Origin of the sequence: Bacillus sp. FSL R5-0585 (assembly GCF_038004545.1) — a bacterium.
Classification (GTDB): domain Bacteria; phylum Bacillota; class Bacilli; order Bacillales; family Bacillaceae_G; genus Bacillus_A; species Bacillus_A cereus.
Genome location: NZ_JBBORJ010000001.1, coordinates 2,480,712 through 2,507,377 on the forward strand (window position 1 = coordinate 2,480,712; position 26,666 = coordinate 2,507,377).

Sequence of the window (26,666 nt, forward strand, 5' to 3'; positions counted from 1 at the left end):
TATTATTTAAGCATTCATTTTTTCTTGCAAAGTTTCAAACAACTGCCCCATCGTAATATTTCTCAAAACTTCTTCCATCGCGGATTGTGCTTGAATTAAAATAATTTCTAACACCGCTTGAATATTCGCCCCAATTGGACAATCTGGATTCGGTTGCTCGTGAATATGAAATAGCTTGTCTTCTTCGACTACGTTCACTGCATGATACACATCTAACAATGTGATTTCATGTAAATCCTTTAGTAATCCCGCGCCACCCGGTCCACGATTTACGTAAACAAAGCCAGCTTGTTTCAAGTACGACATGATTTTACGAATGACTACTGGATTTGTATTGACACTCTCAGCCATATAGTCTGAAGTACAAAGTGAAGATGGATTGTTTTTCAAAATAGATAAAATATGAACAGCTATGGAAAAGCGGCTACTAATTTTCATCGTAATCACCACCTCGATGTAATCATTATAGTTACAACTAAAAAATAAGTCAATCCTTTTCATAGATTTTTTATAAGCAAATTAAAAAGTGCCCCATTATGATATATGAGACACCCCTTTTTATTCTGCAAATAGCGCTTGAAATTCTTCAATAAATAGCTGTACAGCGATTGAAGAATCCTTTAATGAAGGAACAGCTAAAGCAATTTCTCTCCATACTTGCGGTTCCAATTCTCTCGTTTGCACATTCTGTGGTAAATTCGTTAAAGATAATTCAGCTAATATTGCAATGCCTAATCCTTCTTGAATCATATTTAAAGCTGTAGTAACGGTAGAAATTACATACTCAGCTCGAAGTGGTACGTTGGCTTGTTTAAACATATCAATGATGGGTGGTTCGTATCCGCCCTTACATAATATGATCGGTTCATTCTCCAAATCACGAATTGTAATAGAGTCCTTCTTACAAAGAGGATGATCCTCTCTTAAGATAGCAACCATTTTTCCCTTCGTTAACGGGACAATCTCCATCTCTTTATTAGGCAAAATAACAATTCCTATATCAACAACCCTCGATATTAACCAATCTTCAACTTCTTTAATTGTTCCTTCACAAAGAACGACCTCTAAGCTCGGATACTTCTCCTTAAAATGGTTTATCATTTTCGGTAAGAAATGTGCAGAAGCACTCGGAAAACTCCCAATTCGAATCGTCCCCACTTCGTGTCCTTTCTCCATCGCAACTTCTTGTTCAATCTTCTCTACACCGTTCAAAATCTCTCTAATATGTACAAGAATTCTGTTTCCTACATCCGTAACGAGTAATCCTTGTCGTTTATCACGTATAAGAATCGTAACTCCTAACTCTGACTCAATACTTGAAATGGCATGACTTACAGCTGGCTGCGTCATATTTAACACCCTGGCAGCCTTCGTAAAACTACCTAACTCAATAGTTTTTATTAATACTTGCAGTTGTGTAATAGTCATAACTAATCACTTATACTCCTTATAAAAAAGATTCATTTTATTTATTACAGTCGATATCATATCATAGTGAAATGAATAACAACAAGGAGGTCTTTCAGTGACACAGCTTTCTCGAACTAAGACGGCCATCATCCTTACCTTTCTCGTTTTCATGTGGGGAATCAATTGGCCTTTATCAAAGTTTGCTCTGCATTATACACCACCTGTTTTATTTGCAGGCGTTCGAACTTTAATTGGAGGATTCATTTTACTCCTTTTCGCTCTACCCAAATATAAAGAATTACATTTAAAAGAAACGTGGCACTTATACGTTATTTCTTCTTTACTTAACATCATTATATTTTACGGGTTACAAACTGTTGGTCTTCAATATATGCCTGCTGGGTTATTTTCCGCCATTGTATTTCTACAACCAGTTTTACTCGGTATTTTCTCGTGGATATGGCTTGAAGAATCAATGTACGGCTTGAAAATTTTCGGGCTTGTTCTCGGATTTATTGGTGTAGGTGTTATTAGCTCAAGCAGTTTAACCGGACATATTTCTGTTATTGGAATCCTTCTCGCGTTAGGATGCGCTATTGGCTGGGCACTTGGCACAGTATTCATTAAGAAGACTGGTCACCGTGTTAATGCCATTTGGATGGTAACAATTCAGCTTCTTATCGGTGGTCTTTGTTTAATCGGATTTGGCTCAGAATTTGAAAGTTGGTCTAGTATTGCTTGGAGTATGCCATTTGTTAGTGTACTACTCTTTATTTCATTCTTTGTTATTGCAATGGGGTGGCTTGCATACTTCACACTCGTTGGAGCTGGTGAAGCGAGTAAAGTAGGGGCTTATACATTCCTTATTCCCCTTATCGCTATTATTGTAAGTTCAATCTTCTTACATGAAGCCATTACACTGAGCTTATTTATTGGCCTATTATTTATTGTTGTGAGCATTTGTTTTGTAAATATAAAGCCGAAAACACTTGCTGTAAGGCAGCAGGTTGAAGTGAAATAAATATGAGAAAGAGCCTACTATTTGTAGGCTCTTTTTTATATCTTATTTTTTACGACGCACTACAAAAACACACGCACCTACCGAAGATACAATTGCCAAAATAGATAAAACAATCGCTATCAATTGCATATTACTAGTACCTTCATTCTTTTCTACATTAGATACTTCACCATGTTCTCCTGTTAATGACGTACCTTTTGCAATTGTAGTAAGTGAATGCGGTTTTTCAGCTTTCTCATCGCCTGTCCATTCAACAATTTCTCCGTCTTTATATTGTTGATATGCATCCCAAGCTATTTTTTGTTCTTTATCCGGATTTTTAGCGACGAAAGTAAATCGTTGGAACTGACCGGGTAAAATCCCTTCTCCTATTGCTTCCCATACTACAGTTTTCACTTTTCCGGCATTATCTTTTTGCTCTTCCATTTTCCACCCTGGCACTGGTTCATACTGTTGGAATTCCACACCAGACGGTATTTTCAGTGTAACTTTTGTTGTTGCTATATTCTTTTCAACTGGTACTTTTATCGTGTAAGTCTCCCAAGAACCGATGTCAGAAGTTGCTGGCTTCACAGTAACGTGCGCACTAACAGGTAACGAAAACATTCCCATTGCAATTACTGTTGCGATCATTGTTGTTCCTAATTTTTTTATGCGTTTCATTTTCAATTAGCTCCTTTTTATCTATACCTACTCTTTATCCTGCTATTCGCCGGGTAGCCCAATTGATGAGGGCTGCTTAAAGTTTCACTTTATCTGCCACCTACAATAAATTTATAATCCGTATCGAAGCTATCAAGCGATTTCGTTAATCCATGTACTTGTATATTCCAGTTTCCTGTCATGTTAATATACATACCTTCTGCTTCATATTCTCCCGGTGAAACTGCCGAAACTTTAAATGATCCTTTTCCCATATTCATATCTAACGATTGAGTCGTTAATATAATTTGTTCCATATCAGTAACGGGTTGTCCGTTCTCATCATTTAAAGTAATATGGAATATATTTTGTCCTACTCTATTAGGACTTACATTTAGCGTCATTTCATATCCATTATCTAATTGTTTACTCTCTGTAAAAGGTCCAGTAGGAGGCATCGGTGGTGTTTGTACGTTTGTCATAAAAGCTACGATTACGAAAATGATAATTCCAATGATAAACTCTACTTTCACCGTAGCACCTAATCCTTGCTTCGCTCGCATTCTCCCTTTCATATAATGAATAATTCCCAATATCCCCATGAAAATGAATAAAAGTATCTTTGTTAATAAAGCCAATCCATACTTCGTATCAAATAACGAGTGGATTGTTGGAATAAAAAATGTACTGTTAAAAAGGCCTGTTATTAAAATCACGATAACAGCACCTGTTGCCCACGGTGAAAAACGCTTAATCATATCCCAATACATATGCCACTTGTTATCCTCTTTACGTAAAAGAAGAATAATAGATGATAAACCACCAACCCATAATGAAGCTGCGAATAAATGTAGAAAATCCATAACGACAGCAATGTCTTTAAACTTTAAACCGTATGCGTGACTATTAAAGGCTTTCATAACAAGTAACCCTATAAACAATAGTATTTGAATACTCCATACTTTAAACGACGAAAACTTCTCATGCTTCACCGCAAAATACGTAACAATTATAAGCGTACTAATGAGAACCATTTGAGTAATCCATACATAACCAAAAACAGAAAGCTGTAATGTTTCTTTTAATAGTAAAGGATTGAATGCTTCTAGCCATGAAACATCAGCATTTATTTTCGCTTGCAATGGTAGGTTGAATAACAAGCTAATAAATATCCCAAATAAGGAGATCCATATTATGTTCTTACTCCTTGATCGAACCGAGGTTGCATTCCCTTTATACATAATAAGATTAAAGAAGAGAACTCCTAAAAATAGCGAGAAACTCGTATATAGAATCCCACGTTCCATAATCATATCGATTTGCGGGACATACCCCATCTCTTCCACTTGTATATCGTCTGTTTCCGCTTCCGCTAATCCAATCCGAAACGGGATAACTCCTTGAATTGGATGTCCATCAGCTGAAATCACTTTCCACTGAATGGAGTAAAGACCATTTTTGAGGTTTTCTTTTAATCCAGCTTCTAATAGCTTTTTATTTTTTTTATCAATATGAGCATCTTTTAAATCGACTCTTTTACCTGATGTATCTCTCACGTACAATGTATTAAAACTTGAAACTTGTATGTCCTCATCGAATTCGATTTTTACAACAGATGGTGCTTTCTTCAATGTTTCATTTTCAGTAGGGTTTGATTTCACAACGTACGCATGAGCAGATGCACTTTTCGGTATCAATATGATAAGCACACATGCAAGTAATAACCATGTCCCTAATCTTCTCATTACTTTCATACTCATTTCACTTCTTTCTTCCTCATCGCTCTATTTTCATTACTTTAACTTCCGAAGTTTGATTCTCCGGCGAAATATTAACCTGATTAAATATAAACTTCTAGAAAGTATAACTCTTTATTTCTCTTCCACCTCTAAACTTCTAATATAATAGTAACTATCATGATAGATACAACTTACATTTTTAAAGTCGATTGTTATTATATCATAAAATATATTTATGTAAGTTATCAAAGAAGAAAAGTTATCGTGAATCATTTGTGAAGAAAATGTGAAATACATAAATAAAAAGGTATTACGTTATTACGTAACACCTTTAAAAAAATATCCCTCTTCTATTTCTCTTCCGGATAATCACAATACTCGATAATCGTTCCTTCAGTATCCGCTGGGTTAAGATAAATTAACCTTCTACCGTGCTTATTAATGCGTAGTGTATGCTCTAATGTCCGAATACCTTGTTCTTTTAACTCTTCTAGAGCCACCTCTAAATCATCGACACGATACGCAACGTGATGAACACCTTTACCTTTTTGTTTAATAAAACGGGCAATTGGAGATGTCGTATTATTCGTCGGTGCAAGTAATTCAATTCTATCTCCATCCACTTCAAGAATGGCTACTTCGCTTTCCACACCAGGAGCTTCACTTACGTACCGATCTATTAATTCTCCTGATAGAACCTGTTCATAAAAACGTATCGTACTATCTATATCACGAACTGCGATTCCGATATGATCAATTGTTTTTTTCATTTTATTTCCCCTACTACTTTATTTTTTCTCATTATTAATAGTAACAAAAAAAGCTATAGAAACAAGTTCTATAACTTTTTTTATTTAACCTATTTTCTTATCCGCTCTAGTTGCTGGTTGAACTTGGTTTTTCACTTTTAAAATGCTAAGTCCATATCCGATAAATCCACCGATAATCGCTGGGAAGATCCAGCCTAATCCTACTTCCTGCATCGGAAGGAATTTAGTGAACACTTGGCTTACTACTTCAATGTTAACTCCAGCTGCACTTAATCCATCGAATAAGCTGATGATAAATGTTACGATTAAGCTCACTTGATAAACTTCAGCTCTTCCTTTGAATAATGAATGGAAGAATGTTAAGAAAATCAATACGATTGCTAGTGGATAAATTGCTGTTAATACTGGAACAGAAACTGCGATTAACTGTGTTAATCCTACATTTGCAACAATTGCACTAAATACACATAGCGTGATTGCAATTGCTTTGTAAGGAACATTTGGGAATAACTTATGGAAGAATGAAGAACATGCTGATACAAGTCCCACACTAGTTGTTAAACAAGCTACTGTAATCATTAATCCTAATAATACTCCGCCATATGATCCGAAATAGTAGTTAGAAACTTTCGCTAATACTTCTCCGCCGTTCTCTAAATGTCCAAGCTTTGCAACACTTGAAGCACCCATATAAGAAAGTGCTGTATAGATAATTGCTAAAATAGATGCTGCAATAATTGTCGCTTTTGCACAAACGACCATAATTTGTGTTTTCGTTTTCGCACCTTTTTCTTTAATAGCATTGATAATGATAATCCCGAATACGAATGATGCAAGCGTATCCATCGTTAAGTATCCTTCTTGGAATCCTTTAAAGAATGCATGTGATGTATAAGCTTCCACTGGTGCTTGCATATCTCCAATCGGATGTATAAAAGCAACGATTACTAAAATACCGATGAAAGTCAACTTAATTGGTGTTAAGATTTTTCCAACAATATCGACAATTTTCGCGGGATTTAGCGAAAAAAAACAAGTGATACTAAAGAATATAATTGTGAAAAGAATTAAAGGTGTAGAACCTACTCCTTCTGGCATAAACGGTTTAAGACCAATTTCATAAGAAACATTTCCTGTTCTCGGTATTGCAAATAACGGACCAATCGCTAAGTATAAAACTGTTGTAAACACAATCCCAAACACTGGGTGAGCACGACTAGCTAACGACTGCAAATCATCTTTACCTGAAAAACCAAATGCTAGCACACCTAGTAATGGTAATCCAACACCAGTTACTAAAAATCCAGCGTTAGCAATCCATACATTCTCTCCTGCTGATTGACCAAGCATCGCTGGGAAAATTAAATTTCCCGCTCCAAAAAATAGTGCAAATAACATTAATCCAATAACTACTATGAACGAAAACGGTACTTTATTCGCCATAATATAACCCCCATTCAAGTTTCCTTATCTCATTTTCCAATTTTAACTAATTGAATTTTCTGAATATTTAATTTAAGTATCAACTATTCTTGAACTCATTATAGTTTGCTATATAATATTTTGCAATACTATTTTCGAACTTTTCTTTTATTTTATAAATATACATTTTTTAACATGAAAAATAGACTAAAAAACCAACATGGTCATCCATGTTGGTTTTTCCATTTACTATCATGAATTAAAATTTTGCTGCTACTTTTTTAACGTTTTCTAGACCTTCTTCAACAATTTGTTGTGAACGATCTGGATATTGATTGTGTCCTTCAATTACAACTGTCTCTGGATTTGTAATTCCCCAGAATCCAAGTACCGTTGTTACGTAATTAACTGCCATTTCCATAGGAGCCATTTGCTCTGAAGAGTAATCTGAACCACGAGCACCTAACACAACTACTTTTTTACCACCAACTAAACCTTCTGGGCCATTTGCTGTATATTTAAACGTTTTTCCAGCTTGAGATAAGTATGAAATATATGTGATTAATGGCGCTGGTACTGTAAAGTTCCATAATGGGAATGCAAATAAAACCTTATCAGCTTCTAAAAACTGATTTAAATATTGATCTACTGTAGCAACTGCCTTCTCTTCTTCAGCAGTTAACTCCATGCCTTGGCTACGTTTATATCCACCTGAAATCGCGATATTTCCGTAATAAGGAAGATCTAATGCAAATAAATCTAATTCCGTAATTTCTGTATTTGGATTTGCTTCTTTATAAGTACTTACAAATGTTTCATACATTTTTGAACTAACTGCTTGCTCCGCTGGACGATCGTTTGCTTTTACAAATAATACTTTTGACATTTTTTTATTCCCCTCTACATTCGTATTTTCTTCTTTTTTACCAAATAATGAGCTAAATAGTCCCATTTTCTTCACCTAATCTTTCTTTTCATATTCATTATTCATCATCATAAAAATTCTTATTCTAAGAAAAAGTTCCAATAGATACCTTAAGTTACGCTATCACAACTTTTTGTTATTTAATTACCTTATGTAAGTGATTATAATATAGTCACTTACTTTAGTCAAGTAACTTTTAATAAAAAAATAAAATCTCAAATTAAAAATATTAACTAAAATACAATTGAACACCAAATACATCTTTATTACTTGTATAATAAACTTTGAGAGGAAAATTCATATATAGAAAGGATTTATTCATGAGCACTATAGAAAAGCTTCAAACTTTTATTATTCTTTTTGCTGTTACATGCGGCATCGTACTCGGACAATTTAATATGATACATACGTATTCAGACAAATTTATTGTCCCCTTCTTATTTTTCATGCTATATGGATTATTCCTCAGCATTCCATTAAAAGAAATAAAAAACGGATTTCGCAATTTAAAATTTGCTGGAACAAGTCTTACTATTAACTTCTTATGGACACCTTTACTCGCTTGGGGGTTAGGAGCACTATTTCTTTCCGATCATCCAGCACTTTGGGTTGGATTTATAATGTTAATGGTTACTCCATGTACAGATTGGTACTTAATCTTTACTGAAATAGCGAAAGGTAATGTAGCACTTTCTACTGCAATTTTACCTGTAAATTTAATTTTGCAAGTACTGCTCCTTCCCATTTATTTATTTTTATTTGCTGGTGTCATGAAAACTGTAGCGATTTCTGTTTTAGTAGAAAGTATTGTTATCGTAATCGTCTTACCATTTATACTTGCACACGCTACAAAGTTCATTATGAATAAAATGAAAAAAGCTGAAACTCTCGAGAATAAACTCATTCCGTTTTTCAGCTCTGCTCAAATTATATTTTTAAGTTTAGCAATAGTAGCGATGTTTGCATCACAAGGTAAATATTTACTGCAAAATATGAATGTCGTTTTATTATTACTCGTTCCTGTTCTATTGTTCTTCATCATTAATTTTTTACTAGGACAATTTATCGGGCGCATGATGCATTTATCTTACAAAGATACAGTAAGTCTAAGCTTAACAACGTTAGCAAGAAACTCACCTGTTGCACTCGCTATCGCTGTAACAGCTTTTCCAGACGAGCCTCTTATCGCACTTGCACTCGTTATTGGACCGTTGATTGAGTTACCGGTACTAGCTTTTGTTTCACAAGTTTTGTTGCTTATTAAGAAAAAACGGCAATACGCATAATAAAAAACGTCCCATTTTGGGACGTTTTTTATTATGGAAAGATTACATACAACACTTATTTCTTATTTCTTATTTATCAATACAAATGAAATTACCGAAACTACAAACGTAATAATACCAATTGTAATAAAGTGAAACTTTAATCATTGGGGGTTTTGTTCATCCCCCAATGATTATTAGCCCTCACCACTCCCGCATTAACAGATCCTTTCTAATTAAAAATGATAGGAAACGTAAATATAACGAAAGCTGCCCAAAGTCCGTATATTGGCAAATACTTCGTAACGGCATCTTGGATAGCTTTTGGTCCTGATTTATTTTGCAAGAAACGCATATAGGCAAACATAATCCAAATGAGATTTGCCCAAATCAGTATGTTTACTCCTAAAACAGCAAGTCTATTAGGTGTAATCCCGTAAGAAGAAAGTCTAAATACTATGGCTGACAATGCGACAGTGTCAATAATAAGCGCCAGAACAATTAAGGAAAAATTTATATAATCTGAAATGTTCTTTTTCTCGTCCGAGTCACTCTCAACGATAGAAAATATAGTAACAGCCAATACGCCAAGCAGTATTCCGTTGAAGGCCATTAGGAAATTGCGATCCAAGAATGGATTTTTCCCGACCCAAATTACCGTTATAAGATAGATAAGCAAGGTAATCAGGACGAGAGGACTAAAAATTTTAGATATGTATGGTGTAATATTTTTAGCAAGCTTAAGATTCATTGATACTAAGTATGCAGTCACAATAGCGAGAGCCGCTGCTCCAAATAAAACAACATTACTAAAATAGAATTCTCCTATATCTAAGTCAACAAAGCTAAATAAACGCATGGTGAATACCGCAAGTATCATTCCGCTCACTGCCATGCTCCCGTAGAGAAGACAATATTCTAAATTAAATTTAATATAGGCTAATCTTGTACTGCCTTTTGAATATTCATTTCCTGTAAATGCAAGCCCTACTAAGACCCATAAAAATATAGGAAGATGTAAATACGCAAGTATGGTACTGTCTTTATAATTTACTGGCAGCGTATTAAGATAATACCCGGAAATTAGGAACAACGCTGCAAGGGAATAAATAATACTTTTTTTCGGAGTATTATTGTAAACAAAATAAGCAGCAATAAAGGGAATTACACCAAAAGCCAAGTTAATTGGAGCAATTGCTTCCTGCTCAACAAAGTGGAAAATGATCCTGGTGCTTATGCCGGCCAGAATAGCTAAAAGGCCCATGAATAAGAAACCTTTTTGAAACAAAGATGTTTTTTCTTTATTTACTTTCTCCTTGAAATGCAACCTTTCATACCAAGCACCTAGAACTTGAGAATCAGGGTTTTGGTCCCATGCTTGTGAGAATGCTTTTTTAAAAGCTTTCGGATCTTTTCTATACATCTTCTCCAACTCATGGGGGTTATCCATATTTTTAACAATCAAATTGTTAATGTTCATAGTTATACCTCCTCTAATTTTAAAAATAAGGTTGTTACCTTTTAACAAAAGCACCTCACTCATTTATTATGATTTTGATTTTAATACAAATTTTATCGTTTTACAATAAAAAATTATTATTTAAAGGATTTTTTTTATCGTTAAATTTTATATAAAAGAAAAACAAAAGAGCATGACAGTTTTATGTCATGCTCTTTTAACAAATTAATTCTCAAATACAAAATTAATCTTATTATCTTTCCACTCTAATTTCGCATCAAACGTTTTCTCGCCCTTTTTAAAGCCTTTAATTAAATCAGTCTTTTCACCTTTTAAGAGCTTTGTCATATTCTTTTGCGAAATTGTTTTACTTAATATTTTCTTCGAGATGGTAAAGTCACATTGTGTCGTGTTGTAATTAGAACAGCCGTAAAACGTTGACTTATCAATTACATCGCCATCACATTTTTTACAGCTACCAACCTTTTTACCTGTTGTAAATCTCGATCCTTTTCGCTCAATCGATTCAACATGCAATCCAGTAAAGTCCCATTTCTCTGACATTTCCACTGCATCTTCAATAATTTTAGCTGATAGCTTTTTCGTCTGTTCCATAAATGTAGCTGGTGAAGCTGTACCTTCACCAATTTCCGCAAGACGTTGTTCCCATTTCGCAGTCATTTCTGGTGAAGCTAGTATTTTGTCACCAATTGCGGTAATTAATACTTTTCCTTTATCAGTCGCATACACTTGGTTTTTCTTTACATCTATATACTTACGGTCTTTCAGCATCGTAATAATACCTGCGCGAGTCGCTTCCGTACCTAAACCTTCTGTTTTCTTTAATACTTTCTCCAGCTCTTCATTCTCTAAATACTTACCAGCTGTTTTCATTAACGTAATAAGTTGTCCTTCTGTATAGCGCTTCGGTGGCTGTGTTTTTCCTTCTTTCACTTTCACCTTGACAACTTTTCCTTCTTCGCCTTCAGCTACAATTGGAAGAATGGTTTCGTCATCTTTATCGTCTTGGAAAATAACTTTACGCCAACCTTCTTGAATTTGCTGTTTTCCTTTTGAAATGAATTCAGCACGTTCATCTACAAGCGTAATGATTGTTGTATAGTCAAAGATTGCAACTTCATAATGAGCTGCAATAAGCCTTCTTACGATCATATCGTATATTTTCTTTTCATCACCTGATAGTCTGCTTGGGTTTGTAACTTGCTCTGTCGGAATAATTGCGTAGTGATCTGTTACTTTCTTTTCATTTACATAACGCTTGTTATTCATAATGGATTCAACCGGAGCCGGTAATAAGCCTTTATATTCATCAAACTGACTTAACTTCTGTAAAATATCAGGGAACGTCGCTGCTTCTCCTTGTGTAACATAGTTAGAATCTGAACGTGGATAAGAAACAATCCCTTTTTGATAGAGTGCTTGCGTTATATCAAGCGTCTTTTTCGGTGAAAACTTAAAGGCTTTATTTGCCGTTGCTTGCAGTGATGATAAGTTAAATAAAAGCGGCGGCTGAAACTCTTTACGCTCCGTTTTCATTTCCTTCACAACAGCCGGTTTTCCTTGGCAAAATGCCGCAATTTTATTCGCCATATCGGGGTCTTTTAAGCGGGATTCATTATCATTTTCCCATTTCCCGTCATATTTCTTTCCTTCTATATTAAAGGTTGCAAACACTTCCCAGAAAGGCTCTGACTTAAAGTTTTCAATTTCTTTCTCTCGCTTTACAATCAATGCTAACGTTGGTGTTTGGACACGACCAGCAGAAAATACATCATTCATTCCTTTTTTCTTTAACAAAATACTAAACACACGTGATGCATTCATACCAACAACCCAGTCAGCGCAAGATCTTGTGTATGCTTCGTAATACGTATTAATTGTATCTGATTCATCAAGTAGATTTTTAAATCCTTGGTAAATAGCTTGCTTGGTTAAAGACGAAATCCATAGACGCTTCATCGGCTTTTGCACGTTACAAAGATTAATAATATTTCGTACGATCAGTTCCCCTTCACGCCCAGCATCGCCTGCGTGAATAATTTCTGTTACCTGTGGATTATGTAACAGCTGTTTCACAACGTTAAATTGCTTATACTTTGACTTTGTTACTTCAAATTGAAATCGTTCAGGAATCATCGGTAACGTATCAAGTGACCATTTTTTCCACTCTGCGTGATAATGCTCTGGATTACATAACTGCGTCAAATGACCAATTGCCCATGTACAGTACGCTCCATTTGGAAATAACTCATTCGCTTCTACTTCTAAATATCCATCTTTCCGGCGATATTTAAACTGTGAAACAAGAGCCAACCCTTGATCTGGTTTCTCGGCAATAATTAATTTCATTTTATAACTCCCTATCTGTATTCCAGTGTTACTTTCATTGTCTATATGTTTAGAAGCGATGATAAAACAACAATCTTATTTATCATTCGCGGTTTGTCTCGCAAATGGGAGACCTATAATATTATACGCTTATTCTTTATGGCTTCACAATAGAAACTCATAATATAACAATTTCTTTCACATGCTTACAATTAAAAAAGACGCCCTAAAAAATCAAGCGTTCCTTTGCTTACATCTATGAAATTGTGCAGATAATATGCAGATATAAATTATCATAAGTACACATATGATGAAATGAACGATAGGACAAGGAGGTATCATAATGTTTGCTTATACGTTAACTACCTTAACACTTTGCTGTACCTCAATTCTTATTACATCCAATATTTCTAAACGTAAGGGTACCCTAATGGAGTATATGGTATTTATTATGTCTTTTAGTATGAGTATCGGTTTAAGTATTGGTTTTTATTTAGGCATTCTCTTTAAGGGGGGATTACTATATTCTACTTTACTTGCTATTTTAATTAGTGGTTTTATCGGTTTTTTAGTGGGTCTACGTTTTCACCTATATACTGCTTTAGAAGGAATGTTTTCTGGATTAATGGCAAGTATGATGGGAGCAATGATTACAGAAATGTTAAATGCTCAACAAGCTCATAGTATATTGTTCATTAGCCTTTTACTTACTATAACGATTACTATGTCCTGTGTGATTCAATTGTTATCGGAGAACTTTTCTACTTTTATCCAACGTCGTTTTTTGTTATTCCTTTCAATTAGTGTAGTAATTATCGTTGCCGTATTCGCGACATTCCCAGATCATACTCCTGCACCTTCACCTGGGCATAATCAACATATACATTAGTACTTGCAACAAAAATGAATAAGCAGCTATCCATAGGATAACTGCTTCCTATTATTCTGGCTTATTAGGAATATTTTGGTTTGGAACATAATCAGATTTATAATCTGTATAGTTCACTTCCGTTACCATCCCTGCTGAAGCATGATGTAGGTCGTGACAGTGGAACATCCACTCACCGGGATTGTCTGCTACAAAGGCTACTTCATATTCTTCTCCTGGTTTTAAGTTCAATGTATCTTTTACAATTGGAGAACCTTCTATCGGTTTTCCATCTTTACTCAACACCTGGAAGAAGTGACCATGTAAATGCATTGGGTGATCATCCATTTTAGAACGATTTACCAATTTCACTTTTACTAAATCACCCTTTTTCACTTGAATTGGGTCAATATCCGGAAATACCTTTCCGTTAATTGTATATACCATTTCATTTTCATTCATTTGCGTATTTAAGTCCATATTATATGTGGCAGTATACTCTTGATTTAACGTGAAACTACCTAATTTTTTAGCACCATATTTTGTCATATCTAATTTCGCTAATTTTCCCTTTTCATCTGCTTTATCTTTCATCTCTTTGCTGCCATCATATTCAATAACAGCTTTCATTCCTTTTGCACCTTTATTTTCTGAATGGTCTTCAACATACCATTTCCCCGAATTGTTAGCAGTAAATTCAATATCATAACGTTCACCCGGTGCGATTGAAATTACTTTATCCTTTATAACTTTTGGATTGTTTATTGGTTGACCATCTGTCGCAATTACTTTTATATCATGACCGTGAACATGTATATCATGTGATAGATAACCAGCATTAACAAGTCGAAGACGAACTTTATCTCCCCTATTCACTTTCAATGGCACTACTAAATCACCGCTTTTTCCATTGATTGTGAATAAATCATACATACTCATATCATGACCTTCCATCTTCATATTTCCATGGTCCATTCCTGCCATATTGCCAGAGTCTTTTTGATCACTGCCCATGTCCATACCAGAATGATCCATGCCGTTCTTATCATCATTCTTTTTCGTATTTTCATCACCTTTAGATTTATTACCTATTTGCCCTTTTGTCATTTCTTTTAACTGCTTTTTAATTTCTTCTTTATCTGTAACCCATTCATCCAACAGTAATGTGTAATCTTTATCATATTTTTCCTTTGTATCCTCTACAATGAGCGCTCCATACAAACCTCTATCTAATTGATTTACAGAATCTTGATGCGAGTGATACCAGTACGTTCCTGGTACGTTCGCTTCAAATTCGTAAGTGAAACTTTTTCCTGGTTCAACTGCATCTTGTGTCACGCCCGGAATTCCATCCATGTTATTTGGGACAGGATATCCATGCCAATGAATAGATACTGGTGCAGATAATTCATTTTTTAATGTCACTTTCACCTTTTCACCTTTTTTCACCCGAATTTCTGGACCAGGAGATGAGCCATTAAATGTCCAGACTGGAACAATAACACCGTTACTTAATTTTTGCTTTTCTTCTTTCGCTATTAAAGTAACTTCTGGCCCTTTTTCAACCTTCAATGGTGTTGTAGCTGTTTCAGTCTGTAGTGTTTTGTTATCATTCATATTTTTATGATCATTTGTTGTATTTGTCGTCACAGAACAGGCAGCAATTAAAAATATTACAGAGACCGTAACAGCTGTTAATACAAATCGCTTCATGGAAAATCCCTCCTTTTTCTTTTTCAAAATCATTATAGAACTTGATTTTCAAGAAAATAAGGAGATGTAATTAGATAATACGTAAGCTAATTGGAAGATTACTAAAAGCGGAGACATTACAAGAGGCGAATATTTTAAAAGTATAAAATACTTCCCTTGTAGCGACTATATTAGCCGTTTTCATATTTATTTTGACGTTATTTCTTAAGAAACAATAACACTGCTATTATTAAATAAGAAAAATGTAGCTAAAATGCTCTTCACAAAAGAACTTAGATTTTTGTATAATAAGAACTAATGTTCCTCACAAGGAAACAATGGACTCAAATTACACAAATATATCAAATAGAAGAGGATTGATATACGATGAAAATTGATAGACCAAAAATTTCAACAGAGTTATCTTCAAAGAATTTTCAAGATATTTTTTATGAAGAAGATCCAACATTGGAAGTGTGTGAAATTATAGACTCCACTTTCGAAAATGAATCTGTAGATAGAGTGCGATTATATGATGCGGTGATAAAAAACTGTAAGTTTACTAATACAGACTTTAGCAATATTGATATTACAGATGTTTGTTTTGAAAACTGTGATTTATCAAATGTTAATTTAAGCAATTCTTCTGTTCACAGAGTCGAATTTAAAAACAGTAAATTAATCGGAGTAAATTTCACAGAATCTAGCTTAGGAAATGTTAAATTTGAGAATTCAATTTTGAATTTAGCGGCATTTGGAAATTCTAAACTAGAAAAAATCATCTTCAATGAAACTTCATTAAATAATGCAGATTTTTTTGACTGTAAACTTAAAAAAGTTGAATTCCAATTATGTAGTCTTGATGAAGCTAATTTTGATCAGACATCACTGAAGGGGATAGATATTAGTTCTTCTACCTTTGATACACTTACAGTTTCAGTGAACGATTTAAGAGGATGTAAAGTATCGACATATCAAGCTGTTCAGTTTGCTACTTTATTAGGATTAATAATTAAAGATTAGTATTTCGAAGAAAAGAACCCTATCCCGAATCATGGATTTTTTAATTGTCCACGATTCGAGATAAAGTTCAAATAAATTAGTGATGACTCTTTTATTATTTTACTACAGCTTGGTTTCCTTTTACATGTTCATTATTTACACTCATAAATTCTTCAATTTCTTCAACTTCCCTAATGATATCTTTTGACAAGTTTTCATACCCGTCTTTCGTTACAAGAATGTCATCTTCAATACGAATTCCAATTGATTCTCCTTCAATATAAAGACCAGGTTCAATTGTTATAACCATACCTTCTTCTAACACTCTATCTTTATATGTTCCTACATCATGTGTATCTAAACCAAGGAAATGGCTGACACCATGATAATAGTATTTTGATAACTCTTCATCTTCTTGAATTAAACCAATTGCTTTACACTCTTCTGCCAGTACCTTTTTTGTATGCTCATTTAATGCAGCGAACTTTAATCCTGGCTTAATAATCTCTGTTGTTTCTTTTAATGCTTTTAATACAATATTATAAATTTGTTTTTGGCGACTAGAGAATGTTCCATTTGCCGGGAATGTATAACTAATATCAGCGTTATAGTAGTCTTTTTGAGCACCTAAATCTAGTAATACTAAGTCACCATTTTGAATTTGTGCATCATTATCTTCATAATGAAGAACTGTAGCATTTTTCCCACTCGCCAAAATTGTATTGAACGCATGGTACTTAATGCCAGATGACTTCAGTGTAAAATCAAATTGTGCTTCTAATTCATACTCCATCATGCCTGCTTTTGCATGCTTAAGTACGTTGTAAATACCGTCTTTCGTTATAGCAATCGCTTCTTTAATAATTTCAATTTCTTCCTCTGTTTTAAATACTCGTAATTCACAAATGTTCGGATATACATTACCAATTGTTACGTGTGGGTATTTTTCTCTTACATGTTTAGCAAATGCTAATGTTTTTGTCTCCGTACCATTCCAATTACGACGTTCTATATCTAAATATAGATGCTTCGCATTTTCTGTAAAAAGTATATTTGACATTGTCTTTTCAAAGCTATCTAAATATACAACTTTCTTTATACCTGAAATTTTCTCTGCTTCTTCGTTAGAAACTGTTTTACCGACCCATTTTTCCATTACTGGATCTGACTTTTCAATGAAAAGTGTTTCTTCAACACTACTTCCAACCTTTTTCAGCATAAAAATAACATTTGGTTCATCGATTCCCGTTAAGTAGTAAAAATTACGATTCGGTACAAATTTATAATGTGCATCAGCTGACATATGCGATGCTTGTCCCGCAAATAAAATCGTAATAGACCCCTCTGGTAATGTGTTTGCTAATCGTTCTCTATTTTGAGCAAAAAATGTTGATTTCATGATAATCCCCCTAGTGTTCTATGTATGCTTGTGAAACTAATCATCAATACAATTCATTCTATTATTGTTATAATTTTTCGTCAATTGATAGTACTCATAGCCAAAGGAGAATTTTCCTTACTAAGGTCCCTTCCACGCTAAATTATGCATACCACTCCACAATTTCTTGACATTTATTCCATATACTTAAAATCACGTATATAGGAAAGGGGCCTACAAATTTGAAACATTATGTAGCAACAGGGTTAGCAATTACTTCTTTATTAATAATTTCAGGATGTTCTAGCAACGTCGAAACAGCACCAGTGAAGAAAGGAACGGCGCAATCTCAACCAAAAAATACAAAAACAGCAAATACGAATCCGCAAGACTCCTATAAAGAAATTACATCTGGAAAAATCGAGCACATTCATGGAATTGGCTATGCAGGAAATATGCTAGGTGTTTCTATTGCCACTCATAGCGGGATAAAAGTTTATCAAGATGGCAAATGGTTTGAAACTAAGACTGAGCTACATGATTATATGGGATTTCAGGCAACGAAGAACGGATTCTTTGCCAGCGGTCACCCTGAACCAGGTGCAAATTTAAAAAACCCTTTAGGATTATTGAAAAGTTCTGATGGTGGTAATACTCTTGAAAAGCTAGCATTTTACGGAGAATCTGATTTTCATAACCTTGCTGTCGGATATAATACAGAAGCAATTTATTTATACAATGAGCGTCCAAATTCTAAATTACAACAAGGTTTTTATTTCAGTACGAACAACGGACAAGATTGGGAAAATAGTAAGTTAAAAGGTCTTTCAAGTACGATTCATTCCTTTTCCGTACATCCGAATCAATCTAGTGTAGTCGCAGTAAGTGCCAAAGACGGTGTTTACTTATCTACAGATTACGGAAATACGTTTGAAATATTCGCTAAATCACTTGAATCGACCGCAATTACATTAAGTAATGAAGATGTTATTTACGCGCCTATCAATAAGCAAATCGTAACGAAGAAATCAATTGCTACAAATGAGGAGACAAACATACAAATTCCACCTTTAGATCCTAAAGATACAATTATGTATATATCACAAAACCCTCAAAATTCAGCTGAAATTGTATTTGCTACAATGAAAGCAAATGTGTTCCTTTCTACGGATGAGGGTAAAACATGGAAGCAGCTTACTAAAGAAGGAATATTCCAAATTAATTAGAAGGGTGAATATAACGTGTTTTCAATAATTAGTGAATGGAGCTATCAACTCATGTCTCCTTTAATAGATGTCGCGAATGCTACGAAATCAGTACCTCTTTTATTTGCGTTTTTATTAGGCATTGTAGGTACACTTGCTCCTTGTCAATTAACAGGAAACATTAGTGCTATTACACTTTATAGCAACCAATCTTTACAAAAAGGACATGTATGGAAACATATACTTTTATTCATTTTAGGAAAAATAATGGCTTTTACGACGCTTGGACTATTAGTATGGTTTTTAGGAAAAGAGATTCAGCAAATATTAACTTTGTATTTCCCATGGTTACGCAAAATGATGGGACCCCTATTAATTTTAATGGGGTTAATGTTGGCAGGTATTATAAAAGCAAGAAACTTCTTCTCAATCAAATTTATAAGAAAACAAAATGAAACTGGCTCATTTTTACTTGGATTCTTCTTTTCCTTAGCTTTTTGTCCGACTATGTTCGTTCTATTTTTTGGAACGTTAATCCCTTTATCTTTCTCATATAATTATGGTTACTTGTTTCCAACATTCTTTTCGCTAGGAACTGCTCTCCCTATCGTTGGAATTATGTTCATCATCTCTTATCTTGGATTAAATGGAACATTACTTAAAAAAAGTAGGAATATTGGCAAACGCGTTCAACAGGTAGCCGGTGTTCTTCTTATATTAATCGGACTTTATGATACCGCTCTTTATTGGTAATACATACAAAAGATAAGCTTCAGTGAAATGAGCTTACCTTTTGTAATATTATATTCATTTTTTCTTTTGCTGTAGTTGAGCTAATAAGTTCTTAACAAACGCGAGAAACAGCGGGTCATTCTCTTTTTTAGGTGACCATTGCATAATAAGTTGTCGTGGAATTGTAATTTCTATCGGCTGTACAATGAAGTCATGAATAATTTGCTTATGTAGTCCTGATAACGGAACGATTGTTATGCCATTAACTTGTATAGTAAGTGCTAATGCTGAACTAATTGATTCTGACTCCATCACTTTATTAACTGTTATTTCATTTTTCATCAAATACGGTTCGAGCACTTCTTTGCAACCAGAAAGCGGCATAATAAAAGGATAATTTTTTATATCATTAATAGTAAGGTTAGGCGGAACTTTTTTTGAAGAAACCATAACATACGGATCTTCACCAATGACATCATAATGAAATCCTTGTATTAAATTTTCTTTTATAGAAATAGAAAAATCTGCACTACCTGATGATAGCCAATCTAACACTTCTTGATAGCTTCCTTCTCGAACTGCAAGTACATATTGACTATGATCAATATTCCCTAGTTGAATACACTCCGCCAAACAATATACAGTAACGGAAGGATACGTAGCTAGTACAATTTTATACAAGCTTTTATTTTTCAACTGGAAAGCTGTTTCCTCAAGTTTTTCATACTCCATTAGAAGTCGATTTACACCAACTAAAAATTCTTTGCCATTTTCAGTTAGAATCGTTCCTTGTCTAGAGCGATCAAATAACGTTATAGCATATCGTTTCTCTAATTTGTTAATAATATGGGTTATTGCTGGCTGTGTCATATGTAATTCCTTTGCTGCCAGACTAATACTATTTAAACGAGCCACATATGTAAAGACTTTAAAATCAAAAACATTCATTCTGTTCTCCTTATATAAAATATATTTATATCATCTATAAATAACCTTCATTATATTTATGAAACCACTTCATTTACACTGAGTATACATCATCAATATTACAAATAGATGAAACTTATATACCCTAGAGGAGTGTTGATTAAATGAGTACTTACATTTTAGTACATGGAGCATGGCAAGGTGAATGGGCATGGGAATTAGTAAAACCTCAACTAGAGGCTTTAGGTCACACTGTTATTACACTAGACTTACCTGGAAGTGGGAAAGATACAACTCCTTCACAAAATATAACGTTAGATTCCTATGTTGATGCAGTAACAGCTAATATAAATCAACAAAATGAAAAGGTTATTCTTGTTGGACATAGTATGGGTGGAATCGTTATTACTCAAACTGCTGAACTTATACCAAATAAAATCGATAAATTAGTATATCTTTGTGCCTTTTTACCACAAAACGGAGAAAGTCTTGGTAGTAAATTAGACGGAGAAGATGGCCCGCAATTCACTATAAATGAAAATGACTTGACTGCTGAACTTATACCTAATCTAATTGAACAAACATTTTTAAATGCTACAGAAGACGGTTCTATTAAAGAAGCATCTTTTAATCAAATGCGTCCTCAACCACTAGGACCCTTCCAACAAGAGCTGAAAATATCTGAAGAAAACTTTGGAGCCATAGATCGCATTTATATTGAAACGACTCTAGATAGAGCGATTCCAATTGATTTTCAGCGCCGAATGAATACAGAAACACCTTGCAAGAAAGTTATTACTTTAGAAGCTGATCATTCTCCATTTTTCTCTAAAGCATCAGCACTTGTTCATTACTTAAATGAATTAAACTAAATTTTTCATAAAATAAATAGACACTCACAGGTGTCTATTTATTTTACTAATTAAAAGCTATCTTTACTCTATCTACATTGCCATGCCCTTTTGCTTCATCTCCCACTTTTTATACAGTAGTACTGCACCAAATAAAAATACTCCCGCAACAAATGAAGCTACTGGTAACATCTTTATCATTCCATCTGGAAATACGAGCGGCAATAATGGAAATGCATACACTGCTGGAATACGTACACCAACAATTTTTAATAAAATAAGCATTAATATCATATTTAATAAAGTGACTACAATCCATGAATCAATCGCAAAGTACAATATTGTTCCAACAGTTGCAGATGCAGTTAATACGACTATTTGTTTAAAAGCCATTTTTTCATTGTACATCGGCTTTTGAAGTGATTCATACACGACAACTAATATTGGTGGAATAACTGCTAATTGTTCATAACCAGTTATCCAACATAAACTGATCCACACAAAGTTTAGTATTAGAAATACAATCATATACTTATACTGTATATTCACTTTTCGCTCCAGACCACTGTTCAATTTAAATATAAGTACACCAACCATTAATATAAATGTTAAAGCGCAGACCGCGATAACAAATGACCATTCCGTCGCATTTGTTACTAATGGTAATAAACCTGTCGCAATTGATGGTGCTAAATTGGATTGAATTACACGCAAAAACAGCATCATGAATACAAGCGTTAAGCTTACTTTCCCTAAATAGGCTATATCCATTTGATTCACCATAAAACCGATTACAGCTGTTATTGACGGTGCAATAAAAATTTTTTCTGGTTGTCTTAACCATCCTGGCTCACGATACGCCCATAAAGCAATTGCCATCGCCGCTATTTCCGGCAAAATGACTTCTGGATCATTTAATAACACACCCGCTGTTACCATGGCTAAAATAAATAAAATAGCAATCGTATATGAGATGATTGTTTCTTTCTTTGAAATTACTGCATTCATTATTACATACTCCTTTGTGCTCATTTCTTTCATAATGTAAAACAACAATTTTATACCCTACTACGGTATTGTATATTAACATCTTTTCTATTTCAAGTATTAGTAGTCATTTACATTCTCTCTCACCCCATACACTTACAAAACAAGGCATTTTATAGACATTGACACTTATTAAAAGATAGGTTAAAATAACTATACATTAGTAAGTAACTAATGTAATTAAATCTAACTAGAGGTGAAACAAATGAAAAATATTTTATTCCGTATTAACGAATTGTCCAAAAAAGAAAAAGCAACTGGATTAACAGTTGATGAAAAACAAGAACAACAAATGTTGCGTCAAAACTATACACAAACATTTCGTGGAAGCTTAGATTCCATTTTATTAAACACAAAAATTGTTGATCAAAATGGTCTTAACGTTACACCAGCCGCATTACAAGATGCTCAAATACGTTTAAAATTAAGCAAATGAGTTCCGCGCTAAAGAATTTTAATAAAACATAAACAGAGCTGGATTTCCTATATAGAAATTCCAGCTCTGTTTATTGTCTTTTCTAATTTAGTAAACGAGCGATACATCGCAATTCTCCACGACACAATCATCGCAAATGCAAGTAAGAAAAACATTCCGCTTAACTCTGCCAAATCAATTGATTGGCTTAAATATGACTTTAATGCCACGCGTACAGCTAATAAGCCTACTAAAATAAATATGAATGCTTTTGACGGTTTCATAAATATATGTTCGCCTTTTATTTCGAACTTAGTTGTTTTAATAAGAAAAATAGAAAAGATAAGCCCTATACTAATTGCCTCGACTATTTCTAACGATGTTAATCGAAACTCTGGTAAAAAGTACATCATCCCGCCTGTACTCATAAAAATTGGCGGCAATATAATTTTCTTTTTCGTTACCGGCTTTTTCGCTGCTTTAAAACGTAGAAACATTACCCCAACAGCCATACAAACTGCTACGACACTTGATAAAAGTGCTATCATACTTTCCACTCCTATCTATTTAAATGACTTTTTTAGCAAAATCATAAACCAAACGAGCCCGATACTTATAATAACATGACCTAATCCAGCCATATGGCTTAAACCGTAAAAGTCAGTTCCATTTACTTGTAGAAGACCTCTCCATAGCATTGTAGCAATAGTAAAGATTACTCCTACATTATAAACAACAAACCATGCACAAAAGCTCTTTGTTTCTTGTACATGAAACACTTTACATAAAGCTAAAGCAATTAAAAAGAATACAAAACCGAGCACTAATACATGTGTATGCACTAATTGCAACATTGTGGATCCTTTAATTCCTTGTGCTTTCGTATACTCTCTTGCAAATACACCTGATAATAAACCAATAATTAAGTAAATAAATGCCGCATTATATAATTTCTTCATTCTATTCCTCCTGTTGTAAACTTTCTATATTCGCTGCAATCATTTTACGGAAAGTTTATGAACGGAATATGAATAAAATATTACATCCTATTTTCAAATAAAAAGCCATTTTGTTTATATTGGTTTACCCATTTCAAAATTACGGTGTCTCTTATACCAATAGCTTTACTAATTTCTCGGTAACTTTCATTTCCGTTCAAATAACGTTGAACGATGTATATTTTTTCATCAGTTGTGAATTTAACCATAGAAAAACTGCACCTCCAATTGTTAGACTGTGTCTAACAATTGGGGTGCAGTTCAGTTTTTAATGGTGGGATGCTCTTTTATAATTTATTCATTATTGATTATTTTCCATCCTTTAAGTTTCTAGCTTAATTTAAACCATTGCTTCAGTTTCTATAATTACTAAAATTACCCTTTTCTCATAACCGTCTAATATCCCTAAAATTTCCAGGATTTTTGAGTTCATGCGGTTAAGCCCTCTCAATTATTTTAGAACTTAACTAATCTTAGTTTGTAACTCCATTCCAAACATCGACATCATTATCATCTAAAATGGCTTTGATTTTATCTTTCTCAAAAACTACCAGATATTCATAAGGTAAGGCTAAAACTTGAATAATTGAAGGTCTAATTTTTAGTAGCTGATATGCGTAATATACTTCTAATTCACCGTCAGTTTCTTCTGTTTCATCGACAGGACCGATATACCAACCAGAATCACCTTTGTCACAATCCCTAGCTCTTTGTAAATAAACCTCATCTAGTTGTAACACATTTTTTGAAGTCACTATTTTATCGCTAAACTTTATTGTTTCACCGTCAATATTTAACTGACGTAAACAATGTACTTGTTCTAATTGCACCCATAAAGCAATTGTTAGATCATCTGTAGTATCCTTAAATGGATTTTTTGTATAATCTGGGGCAATAATATGATACCCATCTTCACGTTTGGATAGAACAAAAATAGACCAACCAACTTGCATAGAAAATCTATCAACTAATTTGTTATCTTCTACTTTAGTTAGCAAATACAATAACTTTTCTATCTGGGGGCCTAAATGTTCTTCTGCTGTAGCTATTATCTTTTTACCACCTATATTTTTAACTATTGTTTTCAATGGATTGTAACCTCTCTTTTATTGATTTTTTCAAAGCTTCTCTAGCCACTGCTTCACGTTCTAACATTTCTAGTCTTATAATTTCCGGAACATTACCGTATTTAGGGTGCCCCGGCCATGTACTCCAATCTTTTGCATTCAATGTAAGTTTTCGCTCAATGTGTTGTGCTTCTTGACGGATATTTATAAAGAAATGAGATAACTCTTTATCATTGTGCCAAGTTTCTAAAATACGGTTAAATAAGCGGTTGCTTCGATTTTTCAATTCGTGAAAATCAGCTTCCGCTTGTTCCTGAGTTCGAAGCGCGGATTAATTTCGGTCCTGTTCTGTTCTTCAAATACACTTCGTAATTTTTGATTTAACTGTTTAATTTGGTTTTTGATATCTCGATCCATTTTTTTCCTCCTACCGTTTTATCTTTACGAAGGTGGTCATATTAGCGGAAAGTATTGTGAAGCTCGTGATCCATTCTCTCAAACTCTTTGGCTACCGAATGAATGTTATCGACCGCTTGTTGAAAGGTGGTGGAAAATTGTTTCGTCAAATCTAAAACTTGTTGGTTCGCTTCTTGTGCTTTTGAATTAACTGAGAGCGTAGTACGTGTCACCTTTTTTATAGAACGATTTGTTGCGCTTTGGATTGTATCTGAAGCTGCCCTCATTTGCGTTGCGATTTGTGTAGCGCTTTGAAAATTACTTTGAAATTGTCCCATCGTATAAACCCCTTCTATACTTAATAGAGCATGAAATTTATACCATATTAGTATAGATTTTTATATTGATAGAGAACCTTTGTTGGTAGGGTGTTTTTTAGAGTACGAAAGGTAATTCAATTATAAAAATAGCCTATCATCTTTTAATATTAATTGGGAATTTATATTGTACTTACACTACATTAATATTTAATTTTTAAAATTTCACATGTGGTAAAATAATAAATTGATGAAAAAGGGGACAAAATATCAGTAAATAATTCACCGCAATATAAAGTAAAAAAACTGCACCTCCAATTGTTATGCGTGTCTAACAACTGGAGGTGCAGTTCACTTTTCAACTTATTTTAAATCTTCTATTGAGAAAGCACCTGGAAGTAATTGCTCAACAGTCACTTCTTTTTCATCACCTTTTACATTCGTTAATAATACAGGCATTTTCGGATCACAGAATTCAGCAATTACTTGTCTACACGCACCACATGGTGAAATAGGTCCATCAGTTTCTCCTGTAATAACTAAATAACTAAAATCGCGCTCACCTTCTGATACTGCTTTAAATATTGCTGTTCTTTCTGCACAGTTACATAAACCGTAAGAAGCATTTTCTATATTACAACCAGTATAGATTTTCCCTTCTTTCGTAACTAACGCTGCGCCAACAGGAAATTTAGAATACGGAATATACGCTTTCGATAACATCTTGTTTGCTTCTTCAATATATTTTTTCTTACCCATATTATTTCCC

Annotated in this window: 26 protein-coding genes and 2 pseudogenes; 8 read left to right on the forward strand and 20 right to left on the reverse strand. The window is 33.8% G+C overall.

Annotated features, from left to right (window positions below; all coding sequences use genetic code 11):
* Positions 1-6: 6 nt before the first annotated feature.
* Entirely contained in the window at positions 7-438 is a 432-nt protein-coding gene (locus MKY38_RS12685) for an Rrf2 family transcriptional regulator (RefSeq protein ID WP_000704073.1), read from the reverse strand.
* A gap of 120 nt (positions 439-558) precedes the next feature.
* On the reverse strand, positions 559-1,428 hold the full coding sequence (locus tag MKY38_RS12690; RefSeq protein WP_000156743.1) for a LysR family transcriptional regulator: 870 nt from the start codon (positions 1,426-1,428) through the stop codon (positions 559-561).
* A 97-nt stretch (positions 1,429-1,525) separates the two neighbouring features.
* Here MKY38_RS12690 and MKY38_RS12695 point away from each other — a divergent pair, with 97 nt between their 5' ends.
* Entirely contained in the window at positions 1,526-2,431 is a 906-nt protein-coding gene (locus MKY38_RS12695) for a DMT family transporter (RefSeq protein ID WP_065223510.1), read from the forward strand.
* Positions 2,432-2,473: 42 nt separating this feature from the next.
* Here MKY38_RS12695 and MKY38_RS12700 read toward each other — a convergent pair whose 3' ends face one another.
* The 5 genes from MKY38_RS12700 to MKY38_RS12720 form a co-directional block, all read right to left on the reverse strand.
* A complete protein-coding gene (locus MKY38_RS12700) occupies positions 2,474-3,094 on the reverse strand; it encodes a YcnI family copper-binding membrane protein (RefSeq protein ID WP_000821416.1) in 621 nt (206 codons plus the stop codon).
* Positions 3,095-3,183: 89 nt separating this feature from the next.
* Entirely contained in the window at positions 3,184-4,833 is a 1,650-nt protein-coding gene (locus MKY38_RS12705) for a copper resistance CopC/CopD family protein (protein ID WP_341049122.1), read from the reverse strand.
* A 329-nt stretch (positions 4,834-5,162) separates the two neighbouring features.
* On the reverse strand, positions 5,163-5,582 hold the full coding sequence (locus tag MKY38_RS12710; protein WP_070180047.1) for a VOC family protein: 420 nt from the start codon (positions 5,580-5,582) through the stop codon (positions 5,163-5,165).
* 84 nt (positions 5,583-5,666) lie between these two features.
* Positions 5,667-7,025, reverse strand: a complete 1,359-nt coding sequence (brnQ, locus tag MKY38_RS12715) for a branched-chain amino acid transport system II carrier protein (protein WP_001284786.1) — start codon at positions 7,023-7,025, stop codon at positions 5,667-5,669.
* Positions 7,026-7,263: 238 nt separating this feature from the next.
* The gene (locus MKY38_RS12720) at positions 7,264-7,956 is read right to left on the reverse strand and encodes an FMN-dependent NADH-azoreductase (RefSeq protein ID WP_070180046.1); all 693 of its coding nucleotides are present in this window, start codon (positions 7,954-7,956) and stop codon (positions 7,264-7,266) included.
* Positions 7,957-8,249: 293 nt separating this feature from the next.
* Between MKY38_RS12720 and MKY38_RS12725 the strand changes: the two genes are divergently transcribed.
* A complete protein-coding gene (locus MKY38_RS12725) occupies positions 8,250-9,215 on the forward strand; it encodes an arsenic resistance protein (protein ID WP_341049123.1) in 966 nt (321 codons plus the stop codon).
* A gap of 211 nt (positions 9,216-9,426) precedes the next feature.
* Here MKY38_RS12725 and MKY38_RS12730 read toward each other — a convergent pair whose 3' ends face one another.
* Positions 9,427-10,674: a DUF4153 domain-containing protein gene (locus MKY38_RS12730; RefSeq protein WP_065223468.1), complete on the reverse strand. Its 1,248-nt coding sequence runs from the start codon at positions 10,672-10,674 to the stop codon at positions 9,427-9,429.
* A gap of 204 nt (positions 10,675-10,878) precedes the next feature.
* Positions 10,879-13,023 (reverse strand): DNA topoisomerase III, encoded by a 2,145-nt coding sequence (topB, locus tag MKY38_RS12735; RefSeq protein WP_065223467.1) that lies wholly within the window; start codon positions 13,021-13,023, stop codon positions 10,879-10,881.
* Between the two features lie 322 nt (positions 13,024-13,345).
* Between topB and MKY38_RS12740 the strand changes: the two genes are divergently transcribed.
* On the forward strand, positions 13,346-13,891 hold the full coding sequence (locus MKY38_RS12740) for a hypothetical protein (RefSeq protein ID WP_070180044.1): 546 nt from the start codon (positions 13,346-13,348) through the stop codon (positions 13,889-13,891).
* Between the two features lie 51 nt (positions 13,892-13,942).
* On the opposite strand, the gene MKY38_RS12745 is transcribed toward MKY38_RS12740, so the two are convergent.
* Positions 13,943-15,583 carry a multicopper oxidase family protein gene (locus tag MKY38_RS12745; protein ID WP_341049124.1) on the reverse strand — a complete coding sequence of 547 codons (1,641 nt, stop codon included), beginning with the start codon at positions 15,581-15,583 and terminating at the stop codon, positions 13,943-13,945.
* Positions 15,584-15,949: 366 nt separating this feature from the next.
* Between MKY38_RS12745 and MKY38_RS12750 the strand changes: the two genes are divergently transcribed.
* Positions 15,950-16,585, forward strand: coding sequence for a pentapeptide repeat-containing protein (locus tag MKY38_RS12750; RefSeq protein WP_025710123.1), 636 nt, complete (start codon positions 15,950-15,952; stop codon positions 16,583-16,585).
* Positions 16,586-16,679: 94 nt separating this feature from the next.
* On the opposite strand, the gene MKY38_RS12755 is transcribed toward MKY38_RS12750, so the two are convergent.
* Positions 16,680-17,963, reverse strand: a complete 1,284-nt coding sequence (locus MKY38_RS12755; RefSeq protein WP_341049125.1) for an aminopeptidase P family protein — start codon at positions 17,961-17,963, stop codon at positions 16,680-16,682.
* A 221-nt stretch (positions 17,964-18,184) separates the two neighbouring features.
* On the opposite strand from MKY38_RS12755, the gene MKY38_RS12760 reads away from it, so the two are divergent.
* Both MKY38_RS12760 and MKY38_RS12765 read left to right on the forward strand, forming a co-directional pair.
* A complete protein-coding gene (locus MKY38_RS12760; protein ID WP_025710125.1) occupies positions 18,185-19,168 on the forward strand; it encodes a F510_1955 family glycosylhydrolase in 984 nt (327 codons plus the stop codon).
* Between the two features lie 15 nt (positions 19,169-19,183).
* A complete protein-coding gene (locus MKY38_RS12765; protein ID WP_236093400.1) occupies positions 19,184-19,900 on the forward strand; it encodes an urease accessory protein UreH domain-containing protein in 717 nt (238 codons plus the stop codon).
* A 54-nt stretch (positions 19,901-19,954) separates the two neighbouring features.
* Here MKY38_RS12765 and MKY38_RS12770 read toward each other — a convergent pair whose 3' ends face one another.
* A complete protein-coding gene (locus tag MKY38_RS12770) occupies positions 19,955-20,827 on the reverse strand; it encodes a LysR family transcriptional regulator (protein WP_001100328.1) in 873 nt (290 codons plus the stop codon).
* Between the two features lie 143 nt (positions 20,828-20,970).
* On the opposite strand from MKY38_RS12770, the gene MKY38_RS12775 reads away from it, so the two are divergent.
* Positions 20,971-21,678 (forward strand): alpha/beta fold hydrolase, encoded by a 708-nt coding sequence (locus MKY38_RS12775; protein ID WP_025710127.1) that lies wholly within the window; start codon positions 20,971-20,973, stop codon positions 21,676-21,678.
* 72 nt (positions 21,679-21,750) lie between these two features.
* Here the strand turns inward: MKY38_RS12775 and MKY38_RS12780 are convergent, their stop codons facing one another.
* On the reverse strand, positions 21,751-22,665 hold the full coding sequence (locus MKY38_RS12780; RefSeq protein WP_000994721.1) for a hypothetical protein: 915 nt from the start codon (positions 22,663-22,665) through the stop codon (positions 21,751-21,753).
* Between the two features lie 244 nt (positions 22,666-22,909).
* Here MKY38_RS12780 and MKY38_RS12785 point away from each other — a divergent pair, with 244 nt between their 5' ends.
* On the forward strand, positions 22,910-23,140 hold the full coding sequence (locus MKY38_RS12785) for a DUF896 domain-containing protein (RefSeq protein ID WP_000789783.1): 231 nt from the start codon (positions 22,910-22,912) through the stop codon (positions 23,138-23,140).
* Between the two features lie 47 nt (positions 23,141-23,187).
* On the opposite strand, the gene MKY38_RS12790 is transcribed toward MKY38_RS12785, so the two are convergent.
* The 7 genes and pseudogenes from MKY38_RS12790 to MKY38_RS12820 all read right to left on the reverse strand — a co-directional run bounded on the left by MKY38_RS12790 (position 23,188) and on the right by MKY38_RS12820 (position 26,656).
* A complete protein-coding gene (locus tag MKY38_RS12790; RefSeq protein WP_000561076.1) occupies positions 23,188-23,667 on the reverse strand; it encodes a CcdC family protein in 480 nt (159 codons plus the stop codon).
* A gap of 15 nt (positions 23,668-23,682) precedes the next feature.
* Positions 23,683-24,078, reverse strand: coding sequence for a DUF2871 domain-containing protein (locus MKY38_RS12795; protein ID WP_000737876.1), 396 nt, complete (start codon positions 24,076-24,078; stop codon positions 23,683-23,685).
* 104 nt (positions 24,079-24,182) lie between these two features.
* Positions 24,183-24,326: pseudogene (locus MKY38_RS12800) on the reverse strand (transposase); the annotation flags it as partial.
* Positions 24,327-24,590: 264 nt separating this feature from the next.
* The gene (locus tag MKY38_RS12805; protein WP_006919945.1) at positions 24,591-25,205 is read right to left on the reverse strand and encodes an immunity protein Imm33 domain-containing protein; all 615 of its coding nucleotides are present in this window, start codon (positions 25,203-25,205) and stop codon (positions 24,591-24,593) included.
* Positions 25,206-25,332: 127 nt separating this feature from the next.
* Positions 25,333-25,601 (reverse strand): annotated as a pseudogene (locus tag MKY38_RS12810) (DUF3958 family protein); the annotation flags it as partial.
* 41 nt (positions 25,602-25,642) lie between these two features.
* Positions 25,643-25,918, reverse strand: coding sequence for a TIGR04197 family type VII secretion effector (locus MKY38_RS12815; RefSeq protein ID WP_046392616.1), 276 nt, complete (start codon positions 25,916-25,918; stop codon positions 25,643-25,645).
* Between the two features lie 342 nt (positions 25,919-26,260).
* A complete protein-coding gene (locus MKY38_RS12820) occupies positions 26,261-26,656 on the reverse strand; it encodes a cytidine deaminase (protein WP_000516778.1) in 396 nt (131 codons plus the stop codon).
* Between the last annotated feature and the right edge of the window lie 10 nt (positions 26,657-26,666).

Coding starts and splice junctions, on each gene's coding strand:
- MKY38_RS12685 (WP_000704073.1), bottom strand. CDS start 438: ATGAAAATTAGTAGCCGCTTTTCCATAGCTGTTCATATTTTATCTATT.
- MKY38_RS12690 (WP_000156743.1), bottom strand. CDS start 1,428: ATGACTATTACACAACTGCAAGTATTAATAAAAACTATTGAGTTAGGT.
- MKY38_RS12700 (WP_000821416.1), bottom strand. CDS start 3,094: ATGAAACGCATAAAAAAATTAGGAACAACAATGATCGCAACAGTAATT.
- MKY38_RS12705 (WP_341049122.1), bottom strand. CDS start 4,833: ATGAGTATGAAAGTAATGAGAAGATTAGGGACATGGTTATTACTTGCA.
- MKY38_RS12710 (WP_070180047.1), bottom strand. CDS start 5,582: ATGAAAAAAACAATTGATCATATCGGAATCGCAGTTCGTGATATAGAT.
- brnQ (WP_001284786.1), bottom strand. CDS start 7,025: ATGGCGAATAAAGTACCGTTTTCGTTCATAGTAGTTATTGGATTAATG.
- MKY38_RS12720 (WP_070180046.1), bottom strand. CDS start 7,956: ATGGGACTATTTAGCTCATTATTTGGTAAAAAAGAAGAAAATACGAAT.
- MKY38_RS12725 (WP_341049123.1), top strand. CDS start 8,250: ATGAGCACTATAGAAAAGCTTCAAACTTTTATTATTCTTTTTGCTGTT.
- MKY38_RS12730 (WP_065223468.1), bottom strand. CDS start 10,674: ATGAACATTAACAATTTGATTGTTAAAAATATGGATAACCCCCATGAG.
- topB (WP_065223467.1), bottom strand. CDS start 13,023: ATGAAATTAATTATTGCCGAGAAACCAGATCAAGGGTTGGCTCTTGTT.
- MKY38_RS12740 (WP_070180044.1), top strand. CDS start 13,346: ATGTTTGCTTATACGTTAACTACCTTAACACTTTGCTGTACCTCAATT.
- MKY38_RS12745 (WP_341049124.1), bottom strand. CDS start 15,583: ATGAAGCGATTTGTATTAACAGCTGTTACGGTCTCTGTAATATTTTTA.
- MKY38_RS12750 (WP_025710123.1), top strand. CDS start 15,950: ATGAAAATTGATAGACCAAAAATTTCAACAGAGTTATCTTCAAAGAAT.
- MKY38_RS12755 (WP_341049125.1), bottom strand. CDS start 17,963: ATGAAATCAACATTTTTTGCTCAAAATAGAGAACGATTAGCAAACACA.
- MKY38_RS12770 (WP_001100328.1), bottom strand. CDS start 20,827: ATGAATGTTTTTGATTTTAAAGTCTTTACATATGTGGCTCGTTTAAAT.
- MKY38_RS12775 (WP_025710127.1), top strand. CDS start 20,971: ATGAGTACTTACATTTTAGTACATGGAGCATGGCAAGGTGAATGGGCA.
- MKY38_RS12780 (WP_000994721.1), bottom strand. CDS start 22,665: ATGAATGCAGTAATTTCAAAGAAAGAAACAATCATCTCATATACGATT.
- MKY38_RS12785 (WP_000789783.1), top strand. CDS start 22,910: ATGAAAAATATTTTATTCCGTATTAACGAATTGTCCAAAAAAGAAAAA.
- MKY38_RS12790 (WP_000561076.1), bottom strand. CDS start 23,667: ATGATAGCACTTTTATCAAGTGTCGTAGCAGTTTGTATGGCTGTTGGG.
- MKY38_RS12795 (WP_000737876.1), bottom strand. CDS start 24,078: ATGAAGAAATTATATAATGCGGCATTTATTTACTTAATTATTGGTTTA.
- MKY38_RS12815 (WP_046392616.1), bottom strand. CDS start 25,918: ATGGGACAATTTCAAAGTAATTTTCAAAGCGCTACACAAATCGCAACG.
- MKY38_RS12820 (WP_000516778.1), bottom strand. CDS start 26,656: ATGGGTAAGAAAAAATATATTGAAGAAGCAAACAAGATGTTATCGAAA.